Here is a 16,076-nt window from a genome sequence, read left to right as displayed (position 1 = left end):
CAAAACCCCGCTGCTTTTGTTGCCTAAGTGTGTCGCTTATCCGACTGACCAAAGCATGCCAAAAGATTTTCGCAGCCCATGGTACCGAAGTTATGCTCCGTGGCTGCTTAGCGCGACTCGATATCCGCTTTCGGCCGCTCTCTCGATTGCGTCGATAACCCGGTGTATTCCGACCGCATCCTCGAAACTTGGTGCAGTACGAGTGCCGTTCCGCAGATCCTTGGCCATTCTGGCATAGAGACGTGCGACATTCCCAGCTTCCACGTCCTCAGGCCAACCGGTTCGGTATGAGGCCGGAATCTCAAGCGCACGAAATGCGTTCTCTGCGCCGCGTCCACCCGTCAGTGAAAGCTGCACCATTTGTATGTGGCCGGATGAACCTGACACCCGAATGTCGCCCTCCGTCCCGTGAATTTCCCAAAACAATCCATTGCCGTCCCGCGATGCGCCGCCGCGATAGTGAATCGAAATGAGGGCGCCGCTGGCCAAAATCCCACTCACTAAAACCTGGTCAGGTGCCGATGCTGGTAGCATTTCGCCGGTGTCGATTGACATCGCCGTGGGTCTCCGTGTTGCCATTACGGCAGAAACTTCCGCGACTTCGCCAAGCACATCCCTTAGCGCCGCCAGTGTGTGCCCCAGGGGGATCGTGAGCAGAGTTGCACCATTGGCGCGGTCCAGCAAATACCCGTAGGTTTTCGTGTCAGGGATGGTGCCGCCGCCCAGTGCAGTTCCGCCTCGCGCGACCAAGGTGGTCGACAGCACCTCACCGACAAAGCCGTCGAGGATCAAATGTCTCAGATAGTCGATCTCAGGCGCGATGCGCGCCTGAGTCCCGACCACTCCCAGCACTCCTTTTGCCTTGGCGAGAGACGCCATTTCGCGGGCTTCGGCCAGTCCATTGCCAAGCGGCCATTCGCAATAGACATGTTTGCCCGCTTCGATCGCAGCTTTCACAATTTCAAGGTGCGGGGGTACCTTCACCGCGACGGTGACAATGTCGACGTCTGGCGCGGCGATCATCTCGGCAACGCTGGCGAAGGCTTTCGGAATTCCCAGCTCGTCTGCGGCGGCTTGAGCACTGGCTTTGCTGGAATTGGCAATCCCAACGATTTCGAAGGTGTCCGAGAGCGTTCGCAATGCGGGAATGTGTGCCCGCGCAGCCCAGCTTCTTCCAGGCTGCACGCCAACGATGCCGATTTTGAAACGTTGTCCGGTCATGATGCTCGCTCTCTCGTGGTAAAAATCCTGATGCCCGAAAACTACCTGGATGCGTTCCCTGCGAAAATTCGGTATATGTGCAAAGGATCATGGAGATTTTGCACAGATGGTCGACTGGGAAGACATCCGTCATTTCCTTGCCGTTGCTCAAAGCGGTACGCTATCTGGCGCTGCCCGCGGCCTAAAGGTCGACCACGCGACTGTCAGCAGGCGGCTTGCCGCGCTGGAGGCTGAACTTGACGTGAAGCTGGTGGATCGCCTGCCGCGATCCTGCCGCCTTACTAGCTTGGGCAGGCAGGTGTTCGAGCGGGCCTTGGAGATGGAGACTTCGGCCCATAGCATCGCTCGTCTGGCGAAAGCCGCTCATGTCCCGCTTTTTGGCAGGATCACACTCAGCGCGCCGCCAGTGCTCGTCACGCATCTTCTGACAGAGCGTTTGACCCGCTTCCGGGCGGAGTATCCCGATATCCGGCTCTCGCTTTCTGCGCAAGCACAGCGTGTTTCGCTCAGCCGGCGGGAGGCCGATGTCGCTGTGCGGTTCGTCAGGCCGGATGAAACCGGCAGCGTCACGCGGAAGATCGGCACAATGGCCTTCGGCCTCTATGCGCACCGATCCTATGCACATTTAGCCGCACCCGAACGCTGGGAGTTCATAGCCTGGGACCAAACTTTTGCCGATACGCCAGCACAATCGTGGTTGCTTGGTATTGCCGGCGGGCGCCCGGTCGTTTGCGAACTGACTTACTCAAGTGAGCACCTGATCGCGGTGCGGGCTGGGGTGGGCGTAGCAGCCCTGCCTTGTTTTATCGGTGAACGCGACCGCGATCTCGTTCGGATCGAGGAGGGCGCTCCGTACTTTGCGCGCGACATATGGCTAGTGGTTCACGGCGACCTGCAAAAAACTCCAGCGGTGCGCGCAGTGATGGATTTCGTATTAGCTGTCGTCTCCGATTATCCTAATCTGGCGGTCCGATAGGGATTTCTGGCGAGGGCGACCGAGGACCGCTCAACAAGTAGGATCGTCTTGGTCAAGTAGCTAGTCAAAAGGTGACCGAAGCAATCGTCCCTCTTGAGACGCGGCCGCCTACCCGCCGGACCTTCACGATCGGTGCCGGCGGGAAGGTCGGCCTGCTTGAGGATCGTCCGGTATTCGTCGCCATTGCCTCCGGCGGCCGATTTTCCGGCGAGCAGGCGCGTCGGCCGGATTTCCTGACGCCCTATCTGATGACCATCCTGGCGACCGGTGGATTGAGCGACCTGTCGTTCTTTTCCGTTCAGGAAACGGGATCCGGGACGGCTGCCGTCCAGGGAGCAAGGGTGAAAACGGCCAATGCGATCAAGGCTCATTTTGCGTCGTTCCGCTCAGGCGCTTCACCCGAGAGTTTCGGGCATCTTTCCTTCGCATGCGCTCAAGGCTAATTGGATCCACGACAAACTGTCTACGGGCCGATACAGAACCATCCGAAGCTCGATGGACAGCGGGTGTCGAACGCCATGGAGTATTGATGTGACCATTCAAATGACTGCGGATTCTATCGGATGCCTCCTAGGCAATCAGCGCCTTGCCGAGCAACTGGCCTTCATTCTGGAAGTCGAAAAGCTGAAGACAGTCTTGCGCAGAACCCCTCTGCTGGATCGCTCGCGCGTCGAGAACGACGCCGAGCACACATGGCAATTGGCGGTGATGGCGATGGTGCTGGCTGAGCATTCCGACGAACCTGTCGATATTCTGCGTGTGCTCAGGATGCTGCTCATCCATGATGTCGTGGAGATCGATGCCGGGGACACCTTTGCCTACGATAGCGTCGGTGCCGCCAATCAGGCCGAAAGGGAGCTGAAGGCTGCCCAGCGGATATTCGCATTGCTGCCCCAGGACCAGGCGGAAGAGTTCCGGGCGCTGTGGGACGAATTCGAGGCGAAGGTTTCTGCGGAATCACGGTTCGCAAACGCCATCGATCGCTTGCAGCCCTTGTTGCACAACTTCTTCACGGACGGCGGCACCTGGCCCGCCGCCGGTGTCACGACAACCGACGTGCATCGACGTATGCGGCCGATCGGCGTGGCCTCCGAGACCTTGGGAAGCCTCAGCACAAGGCTCATAGAACTTGCTGTCGAGCGAGGCATCCTTGCCCCAGCGCCTGCGTCGAAAGCGGACGCGTGATGCCGTGGTCATCTCGGCCACAGCACTTCCGCGGTCTGGGACGATTGTCGTTCAGGCGCTGCCGGTGTCGAAAACCAGGTCGGCGCTTACGTCGCGCTGTTCCAGAGCAACAGGCGATCGGTGCTCCTTCTTTGTGGGCATGGGTCCTGAATCCCCTTTGGGCGATGTCTCCCACCGTACAGCTGAAATGATGGACGTGGGGGAAATGCCGGTATTAACAGCGCGATCGAGCGGCTTTGCTCCCTAACCATTCGCGGGTCGGGGTCCCGCCTGCGGCGGAGCCGCTGCCCCAAAACGGACGTCACCAGCGATTGGGTGGGACGACCTGATTGCGCTATAAATAGCGACAAATGCTGCCCCAAACCGGGCGTTAAACCAATCTGCCCCAAAACGCTGCATACATTAAGGCACCAGGACATCGTAATGAGACACGAAATCACTAAATTTTCATTCCAGCAGGTTGATGTTTTTTCCTCCAAAGCTTTGCTGGGCAATCCGCTGGCGGTTGTCATTGGAGCAGATTCCTTGACCGCATCTGAGATGGCTGCTTTCGCGCGCTGGACGAACCTTAGCGAAACGACTTTCCTTCTACAGCCGAGGTCGGTAGATGCCGATTACCGCGTTCGCATCTTTACACCTGTTGCTGAGTTGCCCTTCGCAGGCCACCCCACTTTGGGGAGCTGCCACACATGGCTGTCGTCCGGTGGAAGGCCAAAGAGTGGTGAGATTGTCCAGGAGTGCGAGGCGGGACTAGTCCACATTCGGCGCAACAATGGACGACTTTCTTTCGAAGCCCCCGAACTGCGGCGATCAGGCCCGGTGGAACTCGACACACTGACGCTAGTCCTCAAAGGTCTGCGATTGACAACCGATGACATCGTCGATGCCAACTGGGTGGACAATGGCCCTGGCTGGCTCGCTGTCCAACTGCGATCCAGGGCTGACGTCCTCGCGCTTCGTCCGGATTTCGCCATCCTGTCTGGATTACGGGTCGGTGTCGTTGCCCCCTGGGATCTAACAAAGGATGGGCGGGAAGCGGATTTCGAGGTGCGTGCCTTTTCCGCGGCCGGTTTTGAAGACCCGGTAACCGGCAGCTTAAATGCAGGCATCGCTCAATGGTTGATTGGTAACGGCATCGCTTCTTCATCATACATTGCCAGCCAAGGTACCGTCCTTGGACGGGAAGGACGTGTTCATGTGGAGCTGGTCGAAGATCGGATCTGGGTCGGTGGCGACGTTACAACTTGCATAGAGGGCGTCGCATCCCTTTAAAGTGCTGGTTATAAGCTAGCTGGCCGCCATGATCGCATCGCTATCGATGATTTTCGCAAAGTCGGATTTGAGATGAGCTATCGTTACTTCGAAAATCACACGCGCGGATAGCTGCTCGTGCGGCATGTCAAAACCCATGACGGTGTCACGGACGACGATCATCGCGCACGCCGGGAAGCTGCCGTTCTCAGAGCGGTTGCCGAGACCGTCGCGCGGGTGAATAAACTATGGCGATCGCAGCCAGAGCGAGAGGCCGTTCCCGCGGAGGTTCTTTAGCGGATCGATGCACATGTGCAACTGATGACGCCAATTCTTGGCACGTGTGCGGACTGAACCCCCGGCCCAGCGGGATGACGCTCTGTCCTAGCCATCGCGCCAGTTTTCCTTACGCATCTTCACGCGTTGCCAGAGACCGTCGCCAATAACCCTGAGCGACGGCACGTCCTGGACGACATGGTAGCTCGGCAGCCCGTAAGGCGACCACATCGATGGCGGCGCGCTTTTGTCTGGCTGATGGCGGCGTCCAAACGCACTGCTACCGCGGTCCCGGCCTCCGAAAGCCGATCGTGGTCGTTCCACCGTCCGTCGCTTTTGCCCAAGGGCGGCGGCGCCATCCGCGGCATCGGTGAGAAGTTCGCGACTAACCCGGTGACGGGCACGGGTACCCTGAGCGTGCCGCTGGCCCTGAGCCCTGGCCGCTCGGGTTTCGGACCTTCGCTCGCCTTGGCGTACGACTCGGGCGCCGGCAATTCCCCGTACGGCTTCGGCTGGGAGCTTGATCTTCCCGCCATCAGGCGCAAGACGGACAAGGGGCTGCCGCGCTACGAGGAAGCAACCGACAGCGACACCTTCACCCTGTCGGACGTCGAGGATCTGGTTCCCGAGTTTCGCAGAACACCCGGCGGCGAGCTGGCGCTCGAGGACGGCCGCCCCATCGTCCATGACGACGGCTGAGTGCGGCGCTATCGCCCGCGGGTCGGCGCGCAGATCGCGCGGATCGAGCGGTGGACCAGGAGCGACAGTCCTCGCGATGTGCATTGGCGCTAGGAGGCAATGCTTTAAGAAAGGATGTAATACTTTGAATGCTGCCTGGCCATCGCATTTGTGCCCTTACGCAGATTACTCTAGATCAGTGCTCCAGAGTTCAATGTCTCCCACGTTAATTAAGCGCTCTTATCTAAATCCGCTGCTTAATTAAATTAAGTGCGCCTTGCTTAAATAACGGGCGCGGCTGATACTGGGTTATGTCAGATTCCCAATCCAAACATCGGTTGGGTCGTTTCGTCGAGACGATCGCTGCCAATGAAACAGTACGGGCGTTCGTACCCCCACCGTTGCCGCCCGAGCCGGCGATTGATGTGCTTTCATTGCTGGAGCGTCTCAGCTTGGCCGAGCGCGCGCTCGGGCGCTTGGATGGTAGTCCTGAGCGGGCTGACAAACGAAATTGTGGTCAATCTCGTGAAGTTCAATGGGCTGATCGTTATCGCCGAGGACGGAAATGCCAATACCAATGAGGCCGACACGACATACACTCTGCAAGGTAGCATACGCCTGGAGCCTGATGATATGCGAGCAATCGCACGCCTGGTCCGGGGGGCAGACGGCGCAGTCGTGTGGTCGAGCGACTACGACGTCAACATAAAGGGTCGAAGCATTCTCGACGCCCAGATGGCCATCGCGCGATCAATCACGGCGGCTGTGGCGGCCCCAGTCGAAGCGGGTGCGGAGGGCCCAGTAATGCCGAAGGTTGGAACCGGCAGCGTTCGGAGTCGGGCCCCTTTTTCGCCGCCGCATGAGCTTCAGTGAGGCGTGGGCAAGTTTTCGGGTTCCGACGACACGGGCGAACTTCAATCCACCATCGCTACTATTGGTGTGATGGCTGCGGCAGTAAGACCAGCGTGTGGTCGAGGATGTCTTGTGCGACAATACCCAAGGCGATGGGCTGCCATGAGCTGCACGATCACAGGTCAACGACAGCCGGGCGACTGCGCCTTGAACAGCTTCTGCTGCCGACCCTAAAAGCTGAAGGATTATAGCTGCGAAAGCGCCTTGTCGACGCGCTCGCGAGCCTTGTTCGGCAGCTTTCCGGACTTGATAGCCTCAAGGTTTGCGGGGGTATCACCCACCACCACAACCTCGACCATGCCCATAGAAAAATGCGGCGTGCACTTGATCACGTAAGCTCCCGGTACGGTGAAGGTCTGCTTCAGGTTCTCATTGACCTTGCTCTTGAAGGCTTCGGCGCCTTCAGGAATCATATCCTTTACGGTTTCGGCATTGTGCCCCTTGTCCATCGGCACAAAGGTCACAGTGTCGCCCGGCTTGATCTTAGTGAGTGCGGGCTCGAATACCATCACTCCGTCGGCCCCTTTGTTCATCATGTGAACCTCGAAATCGGCAGCTGCCGCCGGAACAGCGGTTGCCGCAAGCATAGATGCCGCGGTCAGATTTTTCAGAAGGCGCATGGTCATGTACTCCTCTCGTGGTTGGTTGTTTGCGCTATGGAAAAAGCGAGCGCGAGCCGTCGCGCCACCTCAGGCTCGCGTTTCGAAACGGTGATGGCCGCCGTCCGCCCGGACGAGGTCGACCTGCACGTTTTGTCTGCGGTCCAGCACCGATCGAATACTGGTCTCGTGCATCAAGCTGAATGCCGTCGACAAAGCATCTGCAGTGGTCGCGCTGTCGGTGATGACCGTCACGCGCCTGTACAAGGCAGCGGCTCCTCCGGTGTGAGGGTCGAGAATATGGCCGAAGTGCTGTGCCTCATCGAAATGGAAGCCCGTCGCACTCGACGTTGCGACTGCCTTGTTGGTGATTTCGAGAACCACGTCGGGAGACTCGTCCTGTCGCTCTGCGAGGCCGATCCGCCACGGCGTACCATTCTCCCTCGAACCTATCGCACGGCTTTCTCCCATGTCGACCAGACTGCTAGTCACCCCGGCCCCTCTCAGCAATTCCACGATCCTGTCCGTGATGTAGCCTTGGGCAATGCCATTCAAAGTCACTGCCATCTTAGGTCGGGTCAGGATAATGCGATCCCTATTGAATTCGATGCCGTCGAAGCCCACGGCGTCGAGCGCATTTCTGATCTTTTCGGCCGACGGGCCGGAGGGATCAGCTTCCGGCTGCATGAAGTGGTCGCGATATAAAGACCACAGTGGCTGCACAGTGGGATCGAATGCACCGCCGCTCATGGTCCAATATTCCTGGCAGGAGCCAAGCAAGGTCACCAGATCACGCGGAGGCGCGACCAGAGCACGGACCCTGTTCAATTCGGACAACGAGGATTCGTCGCGATAGAGACTGAACACGGCTTCCAGCCGGGCAACCTCGGCAACGACCGCATCGATCAACCGCGTGGCATGAACCTGGTTTTCGTGGTTTAGAATAAGCGTTGCCGGTGCGCCGAGGGCTTGCCCGCTCCACCTGATGACTGTCGCCGTAGGTTCCGCACTGGTCAGAAGGGGCAAGCCCGCCGTTGCGGCGATAATCGCAATAGCCCGGCGGCGAGTGTATCCTCTAGCCATGACCATGTCCTTCCAACTTCTTCTCGGGGTTTGTGGGGGTGGTCGTATCGGCATCGGCACCGCCTGAACCCAGCACGTAGGCCTGAGGGACATCACTGAATGCGACGACACGCCCGCCGTTCTTGACGGAAAATTGCCGTGCCGCTTCCTCCGTGGAGAAGGGGACCGCCTCTTCCGCCCCCATGCCGCCCCGCACGGAACTACTGATGACGTAAAAGGCCTTTCGTGCATCGATCCAGTTCGTCTCACCTGGCTTTTCCCAACTCGGTGCCTTGCTCATGTCGGATACATAGATTGCCGCGATGTCCTTCGGCTCTTCCGGTAGCATTGTGAAAGCCAGCGCGTCGCGGGCAGACGAGAACCAGATGGGTTCGGGAACTTGTGCATCGAGAATGATCTGGCCTTTCGGCCCGGGGTGTTCGAGCACGTTCATTCCGCAGTACCTGCCTACTGCTTCCGACGTCAGGGCGAACGGCGGCGGAGAGGCCCGTTGCTCCTCCCTGCACCCTCCAAGCAAAAAGGCCGACAGCAGTATCCCGACCACCAAAGCGCGTGTCATAGCTCCCTCCTCGAAAATACGACCGCGGCAAGCGCGAGCGGCAATATGGTCCACGCGACAAGCGCTACGATCATCAATACGGCGTTAAGTCCGGAGTGCTTTGCGACGCCGCCCAGGCCGGAAAGAGCGCTTGCGTCTCCAGACCCGAGGTTGAGCATCCGGTAGACGTCGGTCGGATTGAGCAGCAAAAACGTGTCCAGAAGACCGGAGGGAAGAGCGTGCCCCGCCGCCGCGACGAGTGCGCCGAGCAACGCCATGTCATAAATCAGGACGAACAGTAGCCAGATGCCGATGGCTATGCCGCCCGCCGTGCTCCGCTCGCTGACAATCGTGCTTGCCAGGTATCCGATAGCGACGAACACCGCACCCAAAAGCACGGACGACCCGATCATGGCGAGAAAGGCACGCCAACTGGCGGCGTCAATGTCAGGACTTGTGATTGCGAGGGCCAATGCGGCGGCACCGTAGCCGCAGAGTGTCGCGAAGGCGAGGATGGCGACATGCCCGAAAAACTTGCCGAGAATAACCTGATTGCGCCCGACCGGATAACTTAAAAGCAGCTGCATGGTGCCGCGTTCCATCTCGCCCACGATCGCGTCGTGCGAGAGCAGGAGCGCGATCAACGGCACGAGAAAAATGGTGAGGCTGGATAGACTGACGATGACCACGTCGAGCTGGTTGACCCCGACGTTACCCGTCGGCGCGCTGCCCAGCGCAGTGAGGGTGAGCGCCAATGCTGCAAGGAGAAGTGTTGCCCCGAGCACCCACCGATTGCGCAATCCTTCCAGAATCTCCTTGCGGGCTACGATAAGGATGTTCTTCATTCGGCCGCCTTCCGCCCGCCAAGGAAATGGGCATAGAGATCGTCCAGTGTCGGCTCTACGAGGTGCACCCCGGCTACCTCCGCAGGATTGGCCGTGACCTCTCGAAGGAGTGCGACTTTGTCCTCCACCGTCACCTCGGTCTCGACCGTGTCGACACCTGTCTTCCTCCAGCCACTTCCAAATTTCCAATCGACCGGCGAACCACCGCCTGCAAGTTTCACGCTCACGCGGGTGGGCAAATGCGCAAGGGTTCGCAAAGTCTCCAGCGATCCATCGGCGACCTTCACGCCTTCGTTGACGATCACCACGCGATTGGCCCGTCCTTCAAGTTCGGTGAGTGCGTGCGACGAAAGAAGGATTGTGGTCCCAGCGGATCGCAGTTCGCCCAGGATATCGTAGAATCTTCTACGAAGGGCCGGATCGAGACCGCTCGTAGGCTCGTCCAGGAGCAGGACACGCGGTTGGCCAAGTAGCGCCTGCGCCAGTCCAAGTCTCTGCCGCATGCCCTTTGAATAGGTCCGGACCGGACGGTCGGCCGCAACCGCAGCCAGTCCGACCCGCTCAAGAAGCTCCGGCACCACGGAAACCTCAACCCGTTTCAGTCGCGCGTAGAAAGCCAAGGTTTCCCGCCCCGTCAAGGCCATGTGAAAGGACACGCTTTCCGGCAGGTAGCCGAGCCGCCTCCGAACCTCAAAATCGCCTTTGGCGGGGTCCTCCCCGAGAACAAGCACGTTGCCCGCGGAGGGGCGGATCAGGCCGAGCATAAGCTTGATCAATGTCGTCTTTCCGGCTCCGTTGTGGCCGACAAGCGCGACGGTTTCCCCTTCGTTGAGCTCGAAAGTAACGTCCTTGACCGCCTGGACGATTCCATAGCGCTTGGCGACGCCTGAAATTGTTGCGGTCGGTGCGGTCATTGCACCGGCTCCTTTTGGGGGGGAGGTGCCATTAGGGGATGGCTGTCAACGACGCCCCCCGGCAGTAAGGCCGGGAACTGAGCCTGAGCCCAGCGGATGACCTGGACTGCGGGGCTGGTGGCCAGCACCTTCGCTTGGGGAGAGGTCCACATCACCTTGTCCATGACATCGTTCGGGCGGTAGGCGTTGTCGGCGATCCCGTCTCCATCGAGGTCGAACGCCGGATTGTCGCTCCAGTAGTTGCCACGGCCGTCCGCCGACCAATCGAGATACCGGGTTCCCACGTATTTGACCTGAGTGCGATTATTGATAAAGGCGTTTTCGCTCATAGAATTGCCTTCTGATCCGGCCGTAAAGTGAATACCGATCGAACAACCTTCAAACCTGTTGCCCCTCAGTCGGTTGTTGTTGGCGTTGTAGATGAAAACGCACTTCTCCGGGCCCAGTCGCTCGCCCGAGAGGCTGACGTCGGGGCTCACTGGACTATCGTCTGAAGGCATTTTGTCAGCGGGGTCGCGGTTCCCGGCCGTTGTCCAGCGGCTCTGGGGCTGCATCCGCCCGATGACGGTGTTCTCCTCAATCTGCGATCCGTTGGCGAAGTTCAGCACGAGGCCATGATCGCGGTCTCCGTCAGACACATTGCCGATGATTTTCAGCTTGTTTGAGAACATGAGCGCGTAGCCGACTGCGTTCCCAGTAGACGTGTTGCCGCTGATCTCACTGTTGTTGGTGTACATGTAGTGAATCGCGAAACGAACGTCATGGAAGTTGTTGCCGCTGAACACATTGCGCTTGCTCGCGATGGTGAAGATGCCATCGCGGCCGAAGCTGACGTCGTTGCCGACGATCTTGGCACCCGGCGCATTCCAAACCGCGATGCCGTTGCCCAATTCGCTCAGGTGGCCCTTCTTCAGGCCGATGACCGTGTTGTTGCGGACCAAAGAATCGGTCGCCCCGTGGACGTAGATGCCGTAGAGGTTTCCAGTGACCTTGTTCCGTTCGATGAGCGCACCTTTCGCGTTCTCGGTCGCGAACACGCCCGAGTCCGCGCCTTCGAGGTTCGTGCCCGATCCGCTGATCTCAAGGCCCCGGAGAACGACGCCCGCCGCGTCTATGGTAACGACGGTGCCTTTTCCGTCGCCTATGATCGCAGCCCCCGGCTCCCCTTCCACCGTCACAGGCTTGACGATCTTCACGGGACCCTTGTGCTTGCCTGGTTGCAGGGTAATGCGGTCCCTCGGCGATGCCGCCTCTAGGATCGCTGCCAGGTTATCGGCAGGTGTGACCATCCGCTCTGCGGCCTCGGCGGGGATGGCGATGGCGACCCAGAACGCCACCATCGCTATGATCGTCACGCGCACCATCATACCGACTTAGGTTCGACCATCATGCGACCTTTCATTTCCATGTGCATCGCATGGCAGAACCACGTGCAATAATACCAGTAGACACCGGGCTTGGCCGCCTTGAAGGTCACCGATGCCGTCGCCTGCGGCCCGATCTCCATGTTGATGCCGTAGTTGACGATGCAGAAGCCGTGCGTCAGGTCCTCGACCTCGTCGATATTGGTGACGTATACGGTCACCTCGTCGCCCTCCTTGACGGTGAAGGACGTCAGCCCGAACGCGGGAGCCGCGGACGTCATGTAAACCCGAACCTTGTCACCATCGCGAATGATTTCGGAGTCCACCATAAGGTCGATATTGTCCTTTTTGGCCTGAGCGACCGCTTCGGCGAAGAATGGGTCTTCGCGCTTCCACACATGGAGCGGATTGATCTTGGACGCATGCACGATCGTCGCGTCGTGCGGCTCGGCGAAGGAGGGGCCGTCGTGAACGAGCACCATTTCGTCGCCCGAGATGTCAATGAGCTGATCGCTCTCCGGCTTCAGTGGGCCGGCGTTGAGGTAGCGGTCCTTCGAGAACTTGTTGAGCGAGATGAGCCACTTGCCGTCAGCCTCCTTGGTCTGACCCATCGAGGAGTGGTTGTGTCCCGGCTGGTAGTGGACGTCCAGCTTCTGGCGGATAGGATTGACCTTCTCGCCTTTGAACGCGCGAATGGCGTCCTCGATGTTCCACTTGCACACTTGGCTGTCGAGGAACAGCGTGGTGTAGGCGTTTCCCCTCCCGTCGTAAGCCGTGTGCAGCGGCCCAAGCCCAAGTTCAGTTTCGGCGACGACTGTGTCGCGCGGCTCGATCTTGTCGTCGAAGAGGTCGTCGAACTTGCGCACGTCGAACACCGTGACGGTCGGTGAGAGCTTGCCGTTGGCCACGAAGTGGATGCCGTCCGGGGCCGTGTTTATACCATGGGGACTGTTCGGGACCGGAATGTAGCGGGTGTACTTCGAACCGTGGGAGCCATCGATTACTGGAACGCCGCCGATTTCCTTGAAGTCACCGTTGGCGACCGCTTCTTCGATGCGTTTGAGGTTGAACACCACGACCCAGTCCAGGTCCTTGCTCATCATCTCTTCGAGGGTCACGCCGCCCTCTGAGTTGTAGCAGGTGGAATAGCAGTACTTGCCTTGATAGTCGGCATCGACGTTGTCGAGGTTGCCGTCCACGATGACCTGCCAGGCGACTTTCATCGTCTCGCCATCGACCGCGGTGAAGATGGAGCGGTACTGCTTCGGATCGTCCAGTACTTTGCCGTCGTTGGGGATCGGGACACCGTCTTCGCCATTGCAGAACACGTAGCCGGTCTTGGGGAACTTCTGGACGCGCAGGCCGTGCACGGTGTGCTGGTTTGGAAGCTCGATGATCTTGTCGCACTTCATGACGTCAAGGCGAATACGGCAGACCCGCGTGTTGGACTTGTCGTTGGCGAAGAGATAGCGGCCGTCGTAGGTGCCGTCCGTGAAGGATGGGTGCGGGTGGTGAAGGTCACCGTTCTGGTAGACGCCGCCGCGGTCTTTGAGAAACTCCACCGTCTCCGGCCGCATGTTCTCCGTAAGCACCTTCAGGCTCTCGTTCGTCTGACCCCATCCCGTGGCACTGCAACGGTTGAACACAGGAATGCGCATGATTTCGCGCATCGACGGAACACCGACGATGCGGACTTCGCCTGACTGGCCGCTCGAGAAGAAGGTGTAGTATTCGTCCAGCTCGCCAGGTTTGACCTCCCACTTTGCGCGTTCCTGGGCCATCGCTGGAGATGCCCCACCCGAAAGGCCCAACGCACCGCTGGCCGTCGCCGCTCCTGCGGCCGCAGCCACGGCAGTGGTCCCCAGTAGTTGACGTCTGTTGAAAAGGGGCAGGTTTTTGTCTTCATTCGACATGGTATTTGCCTCCTGGGGTGCGGCCCGCATATGTCGCGTGCCTATTTGACCGGTTCTCCATTATGAGTAACGAGCGTCTTTGGTGGTTTATTTTCTCCTCTCGATTCCGGAGTTGACAGCGCCATGAACTTTTCTCGCTTGAGCCGTACCTGGATCATGTGGGGACAGCGCTGGTCGTCATGGTAGAGTTCCTGGCAGTGCATGCAGTAGATGCACTCGTTGACGTTGATGGGGCCTTCAGGGTGTATCGCTTGCACCGGACATTCCTTCGCGCAACGCTGGCAGGGCGTTCCACATTCGGGCCAGCGCTTCAACCATTCGAACGTCCGGATACGACCTGGAATGGCAAGTGCCGCCCCAAGCGGGCAGAGGTAGCGGCAGTAGAACCGCTCGATAAAGAGGCTGGCCACGAGGAGTAGCAAAGCGAAGACAACGAATGGCCAGTCACGGATGAACTTCAGGATGATCGCGGTCTTGAACGGCTCGATCTCCGAGAGCATCTCCGCATAGGCCATCGAATAGAACGACATTCCGAAAAGCCCAAGGAAGGTCATGTATTTGATTGGCCAAAGACGCTCGTGAAGTCCCCACGGAACTTTCACCTGGGGTATTCTGAGGCGCTTCGCAGCCTGGCTCAGCAGCTCCTGCAGCGCACCGAACGGGCAGAGCCATCCGCAGTACGGACCGCGCCCCCAAAACAGCAGACCGGCCGCCACCGCGGCCCAAAGGATGAAAATCAACGGTGCCGCGAGGAAGAACTCCCAACTGAAATTGGTGACCAGCGCGTTCGTGAATGTTAAGACGTTGACAACCGACAGCTGGGCGTTCGCGTACCATCCGAGCCAGACGAGGGTGAAAACGAGATACCCGGTACGGATCCATCCGAACAGCTTCGGACGTTTGACCAGCCAGTCCTGGAAGAAGAAGATTGCCGTCAGGACGAGGAGCGCAGCGACGATGATCGCAATCGAGGCTCTGTTCATACCCCACATGCGCTTCCACAGCGGAGGCTCGCCGGGTTCCGGTTTCGCTTCCGCCGGATCGCTCTTCCCGGCGGCGGCGACCGGGACCTGCTCTTGCGAGGAGGTCTGCGTCACGGTGTAGTAGGTGGACGGAAGGGCGTATGGGATCGTATAGGGGATGACGGACTTGTCGCGCGCGCCCGTGCTGCTGCGTTGCACGAGCATTTCCAGCTCCCACGGCTCGGTCACCTCGAAGGAGAATTCCGGCGGCACAACGAACAGCGCTATCTCCCTCAGGCGTGGTGCGTCCGACGGCGCGAGAGCCGCGATCCTCGTATGGTCGCGATCGCGAAATCGCAAACCTTGCCCGCTCTGTAGCAATTCGACGCGATCGAAGATGCCGCCGCGGACGTAGGCGGAGCCTTTAAAGGAGTATGCCCCGTCTCCGGCCACGAGGATCGCGGACTGTCCCGGCTTGAGCTGGGTGGCGAGGCGCTGATACGCGACATCTCCAAGGAGCGTCTTGCCGATTGCGGGGACGCTCACAGGCGCAATGTATAGATCGATGAAACGGTCTTCCGGGTTCGCGGTTTCCGGGTGCGAAGCCGCTTCCGGATGTGAGGCCTCTTCAAAGGCCTTCGAAACCTCGCCAACCGTCAACCGCAGGCTCCGGACCGAGCCGTCACCGAGGAGGGTCTGCCAGTCGCTCGCCTGGTCTCTCGAAAGGTCGAGCGTTTTGACAACTGAAACAGGTCTAACACCTGCCGGACCGCTCGCGCCCAGGCGCTTGCTCCGGATGAGGTTGACGGCGGAGCGAACGACGCTGTCGCCCATGACGAGCACCGTGACGGTCGCTCCACTGACGATATCCACCTCCGGCGGGCGCTCAGCCCCGGAGGCTACCCTTCCAAGGTCTTTGCCGATAATCGAATTCAAGGCGGCGACGACTTTGGCCTGGGGAATTCCGACGAGGACGATCGGCTCGTGGTGTTCTATGAGCTTGAAGCCCCTGATAATTCCGGACGGATCGATGCCAACTGCGATGTGGATCGGCTTACCAGAATAGCCAACCGAACTGGTAAAATCGGAATTGAGGTAGACATACCCAAGCAGAACGTCACCTCGATAGACCGGCGCGATGGGGGGGTCTCCCACGGTGTCGCCGAAGCGGTCGGCACCCTCGAAAAGCTCGCTTGGCTGAACTCTTTCAAGAAAGGTGGGAAGCTGCCCGGCTGCGAATGCGGGGGTTGTGGACGAGAGGCCGACGAACGCGACCGCAAGCACGAGCATGCTTGCTAACCATGACGACCGAACTTTCTTTGAAAAGTTCATTGCGCTGGCCTTGGATTTCTTTGCAGT

The 16,076-nt window shown here is 59.4% G+C and carries 15 protein-coding genes and 2 pseudogenes; 7 read left to right on the top strand and 10 right to left on the bottom strand.

The window, feature by feature from the left end; all coding sequences use genetic code 11:
• Positions 1–90: 90 nt before the first annotated feature.
• Positions 91–1,221 (bottom strand): Gfo/Idh/MocA family oxidoreductase, encoded by a 1,131-nt coding sequence (locus tag IB248_RS24265; protein WP_192241800.1) that lies wholly within the window; start codon positions 1,219–1,221, stop codon positions 91–93.
• Positions 1,222–1,327: 106 nt separating this feature from the next.
• Between IB248_RS24265 and IB248_RS24260 the strand changes: the two genes are divergently transcribed.
• From IB248_RS24260 to IB248_RS24245, 4 genes are all read left to right on the top strand, one after another.
• Positions 1,328–2,197, top strand: a complete 870-nt coding sequence (locus IB248_RS24260) for a LysR family transcriptional regulator (protein WP_192241799.1) — start codon at positions 1,328–1,330, stop codon at positions 2,195–2,197.
• 71 nt (positions 2,198–2,268) lie between these two features.
• A complete protein-coding gene (locus IB248_RS24255) occupies positions 2,269–2,640 on the top strand; it encodes an NAD(P)H-dependent oxidoreductase (protein ID WP_192241798.1) in 372 nt (123 codons plus the stop codon).
• 88 nt (positions 2,641–2,728) lie between these two features.
• A complete protein-coding gene (locus IB248_RS24250) occupies positions 2,729–3,382 on the top strand; it encodes an HD domain-containing protein (protein WP_192241797.1) in 654 nt (217 codons plus the stop codon).
• Between the two features lie 423 nt (positions 3,383–3,805).
• Positions 3,806–4,654, top strand: a complete 849-nt coding sequence (locus IB248_RS24245) for a PhzF family phenazine biosynthesis protein (protein WP_192241796.1) — start codon at positions 3,806–3,808, stop codon at positions 4,652–4,654.
• Between the two features lie 15 nt (positions 4,655–4,669).
• On the opposite strand, the gene IB248_RS24240 is transcribed toward IB248_RS24245, so the two are convergent.
• Complete coding sequence (locus IB248_RS24240) at positions 4,670–4,816, bottom strand: hypothetical protein (RefSeq protein ID WP_169681721.1); 147 nt, start codon at positions 4,814–4,816, stop codon at positions 4,670–4,672.
• A gap of 291 nt (positions 4,817–5,107) precedes the next feature.
• Between IB248_RS24240 and IB248_RS24235 the strand changes: the two are divergent.
• From IB248_RS24235 to IB248_RS24230, 3 genes and pseudogenes are all read left to right on the top strand, one after another.
• A pseudogene (locus tag IB248_RS24235) lies at positions 5,108–5,701 on the top strand (SpvB/TcaC N-terminal domain-containing protein).
• Positions 5,702–5,898: 197 nt separating this feature from the next.
• Positions 5,899–6,072 (top strand): annotated as a pseudogene (locus IB248_RS31930) (Fic family protein); the annotation flags it as partial.
• The gene (locus IB248_RS24230; protein WP_246779295.1) at positions 6,068–6,460 is read left to right on the top strand and encodes a hypothetical protein; all 393 of its coding nucleotides are present in this window, start codon (positions 6,068–6,070) and stop codon (positions 6,458–6,460) included. The pseudogene IB248_RS31930 and the gene IB248_RS24230, both read left to right, overlap by 5 nt.
• A gap of 224 nt (positions 6,461–6,684) precedes the next feature.
• Here IB248_RS24230 and IB248_RS24225 read toward each other — a convergent pair whose 3' ends face one another.
• From IB248_RS24225 to IB248_RS24190, 8 genes are all read right to left on the bottom strand, one after another.
• Positions 6,685–7,119, bottom strand: coding sequence for a pseudoazurin (locus IB248_RS24225; RefSeq protein ID WP_169681717.1), 435 nt, complete (start codon positions 7,117–7,119; stop codon positions 6,685–6,687).
• A 69-nt stretch (positions 7,120–7,188) separates the two neighbouring features.
• Complete coding sequence (locus tag IB248_RS24220) at positions 7,189–8,181, bottom strand: FAD:protein FMN transferase (protein ID WP_192241795.1); 993 nt, start codon at positions 8,179–8,181, stop codon at positions 7,189–7,191.
• Positions 8,174–8,740 carry a nitrous oxide reductase accessory protein NosL gene (locus IB248_RS24215; RefSeq protein ID WP_192241794.1) on the bottom strand — a complete coding sequence of 189 codons (567 nt, stop codon included), beginning with the start codon at positions 8,738–8,740 and terminating at the stop codon, positions 8,174–8,176. Before IB248_RS24215 ends, IB248_RS24220 begins: the two co-directional genes overlap by 8 nt.
• Entirely contained in the window at positions 8,737–9,564 is an 828-nt protein-coding gene (locus IB248_RS24210) for an ABC transporter permease (protein ID WP_192241793.1), read from the bottom strand. The genes IB248_RS24215 and IB248_RS24210 overlap by 4 nt, the downstream gene beginning before the upstream one ends.
• Positions 9,561–10,478, bottom strand: coding sequence for an ABC transporter ATP-binding protein (locus IB248_RS24205; protein WP_192241792.1), 918 nt, complete (start codon positions 10,476–10,478; stop codon positions 9,561–9,563). The genes IB248_RS24210 and IB248_RS24205 overlap by 4 nt, the downstream gene beginning before the upstream one ends.
• Complete coding sequence (locus tag IB248_RS24200) at positions 10,475–11,842, bottom strand: nitrous oxide reductase family maturation protein NosD (protein ID WP_246733647.1); 1,368 nt, start codon at positions 11,840–11,842, stop codon at positions 10,475–10,477. Before IB248_RS24200 ends, IB248_RS24205 begins: the two co-directional genes overlap by 4 nt.
• Positions 11,842–13,755 carry a TAT-dependent nitrous-oxide reductase gene (nosZ, locus tag IB248_RS24195; RefSeq protein ID WP_192241791.1) on the bottom strand — a complete coding sequence of 638 codons (1,914 nt, stop codon included), beginning with the start codon at positions 13,753–13,755 and terminating at the stop codon, positions 11,842–11,844. Before nosZ ends, IB248_RS24200 begins: the two co-directional genes overlap by 1 nt.
• 41 nt (positions 13,756–13,796) lie before the next feature.
• The gene (locus IB248_RS24190) at positions 13,797–16,007 is read right to left on the bottom strand and encodes a NosR/NirI family protein (RefSeq protein ID WP_246779293.1); all 2,211 of its coding nucleotides are present in this window, start codon (positions 16,005–16,007) and stop codon (positions 13,797–13,799) included.
• Positions 16,008–16,076: the final 69 nt, after the last annotated feature.

Source organism: Rhizobium sp. RHZ01, assembly GCF_014851595.1.
GTDB classification, from domain to species: domain Bacteria; phylum Pseudomonadota; class Alphaproteobacteria; order Rhizobiales; family Rhizobiaceae; genus Rhizobium; species Rhizobium altiplani.
Note: the sequence above shows the minus strand (reverse complement) of the source record. Positions and strands in the feature narration are given on the sequence as shown.

Coding starts and splice junctions, on each gene's coding strand:
- IB248_RS24215 (WP_192241794.1), bottom strand. CDS start 8,740: ATGACACGCGCTTTGGTGGTCGGGATACTGCTGTCGGCCTTTTTGCTT.
- IB248_RS24245 (WP_192241796.1), top strand. CDS start 3,806: ATGAGACACGAAATCACTAAATTTTCATTCCAGCAGGTTGATGTTTTT.
- IB248_RS24260 (WP_192241799.1), top strand. CDS start 1,328: ATGGTCGACTGGGAAGACATCCGTCATTTCCTTGCCGTTGCTCAAAGC.
- IB248_RS24240 (WP_169681721.1), bottom strand. CDS start 4,816: ATGATCGTCGTCCGTGACACCGTCATGGGTTTTGACATGCCGCACGAG.
- IB248_RS24220 (WP_192241795.1), bottom strand. CDS start 8,181: ATGGCTAGAGGATACACTCGCCGCCGGGCTATTGCGATTATCGCCGCA.
- IB248_RS24210 (WP_192241793.1), bottom strand. CDS start 9,564: ATGAAGAACATCCTTATCGTAGCCCGCAAGGAGATTCTGGAAGGATTG.
- nosZ (WP_192241791.1), bottom strand. CDS start 13,755: ATGTCGAATGAAGACAAAAACCTGCCCCTTTTCAACAGACGTCAACTA.
- IB248_RS24230 (WP_246779295.1), top strand. CDS start 6,068: ATGGTAGTCCTGAGCGGGCTGACAAACGAAATTGTGGTCAATCTCGTG.
- IB248_RS24205 (WP_192241792.1), bottom strand. CDS start 10,478: ATGACCGCACCGACCGCAACAATTTCAGGCGTCGCCAAGCGCTATGGA.
- IB248_RS24200 (WP_246733647.1), bottom strand. CDS start 11,842: ATGGTGCGCGTGACGATCATAGCGATGGTGGCGTTCTGGGTCGCCATC.
- IB248_RS24190 (WP_246779293.1), bottom strand. CDS start 16,007: ATGCTCGTGCTTGCGGTCGCGTTCGTCGGCCTCTCGTCCACAACCCCC.
- IB248_RS24225 (WP_169681717.1), bottom strand. CDS start 7,119: ATGCGCCTTCTGAAAAATCTGACCGCGGCATCTATGCTTGCGGCAACC.
- IB248_RS24265 (WP_192241800.1), bottom strand. CDS start 1,221: ATGACCGGACAACGTTTCAAAATCGGCATCGTTGGCGTGCAGCCTGGA.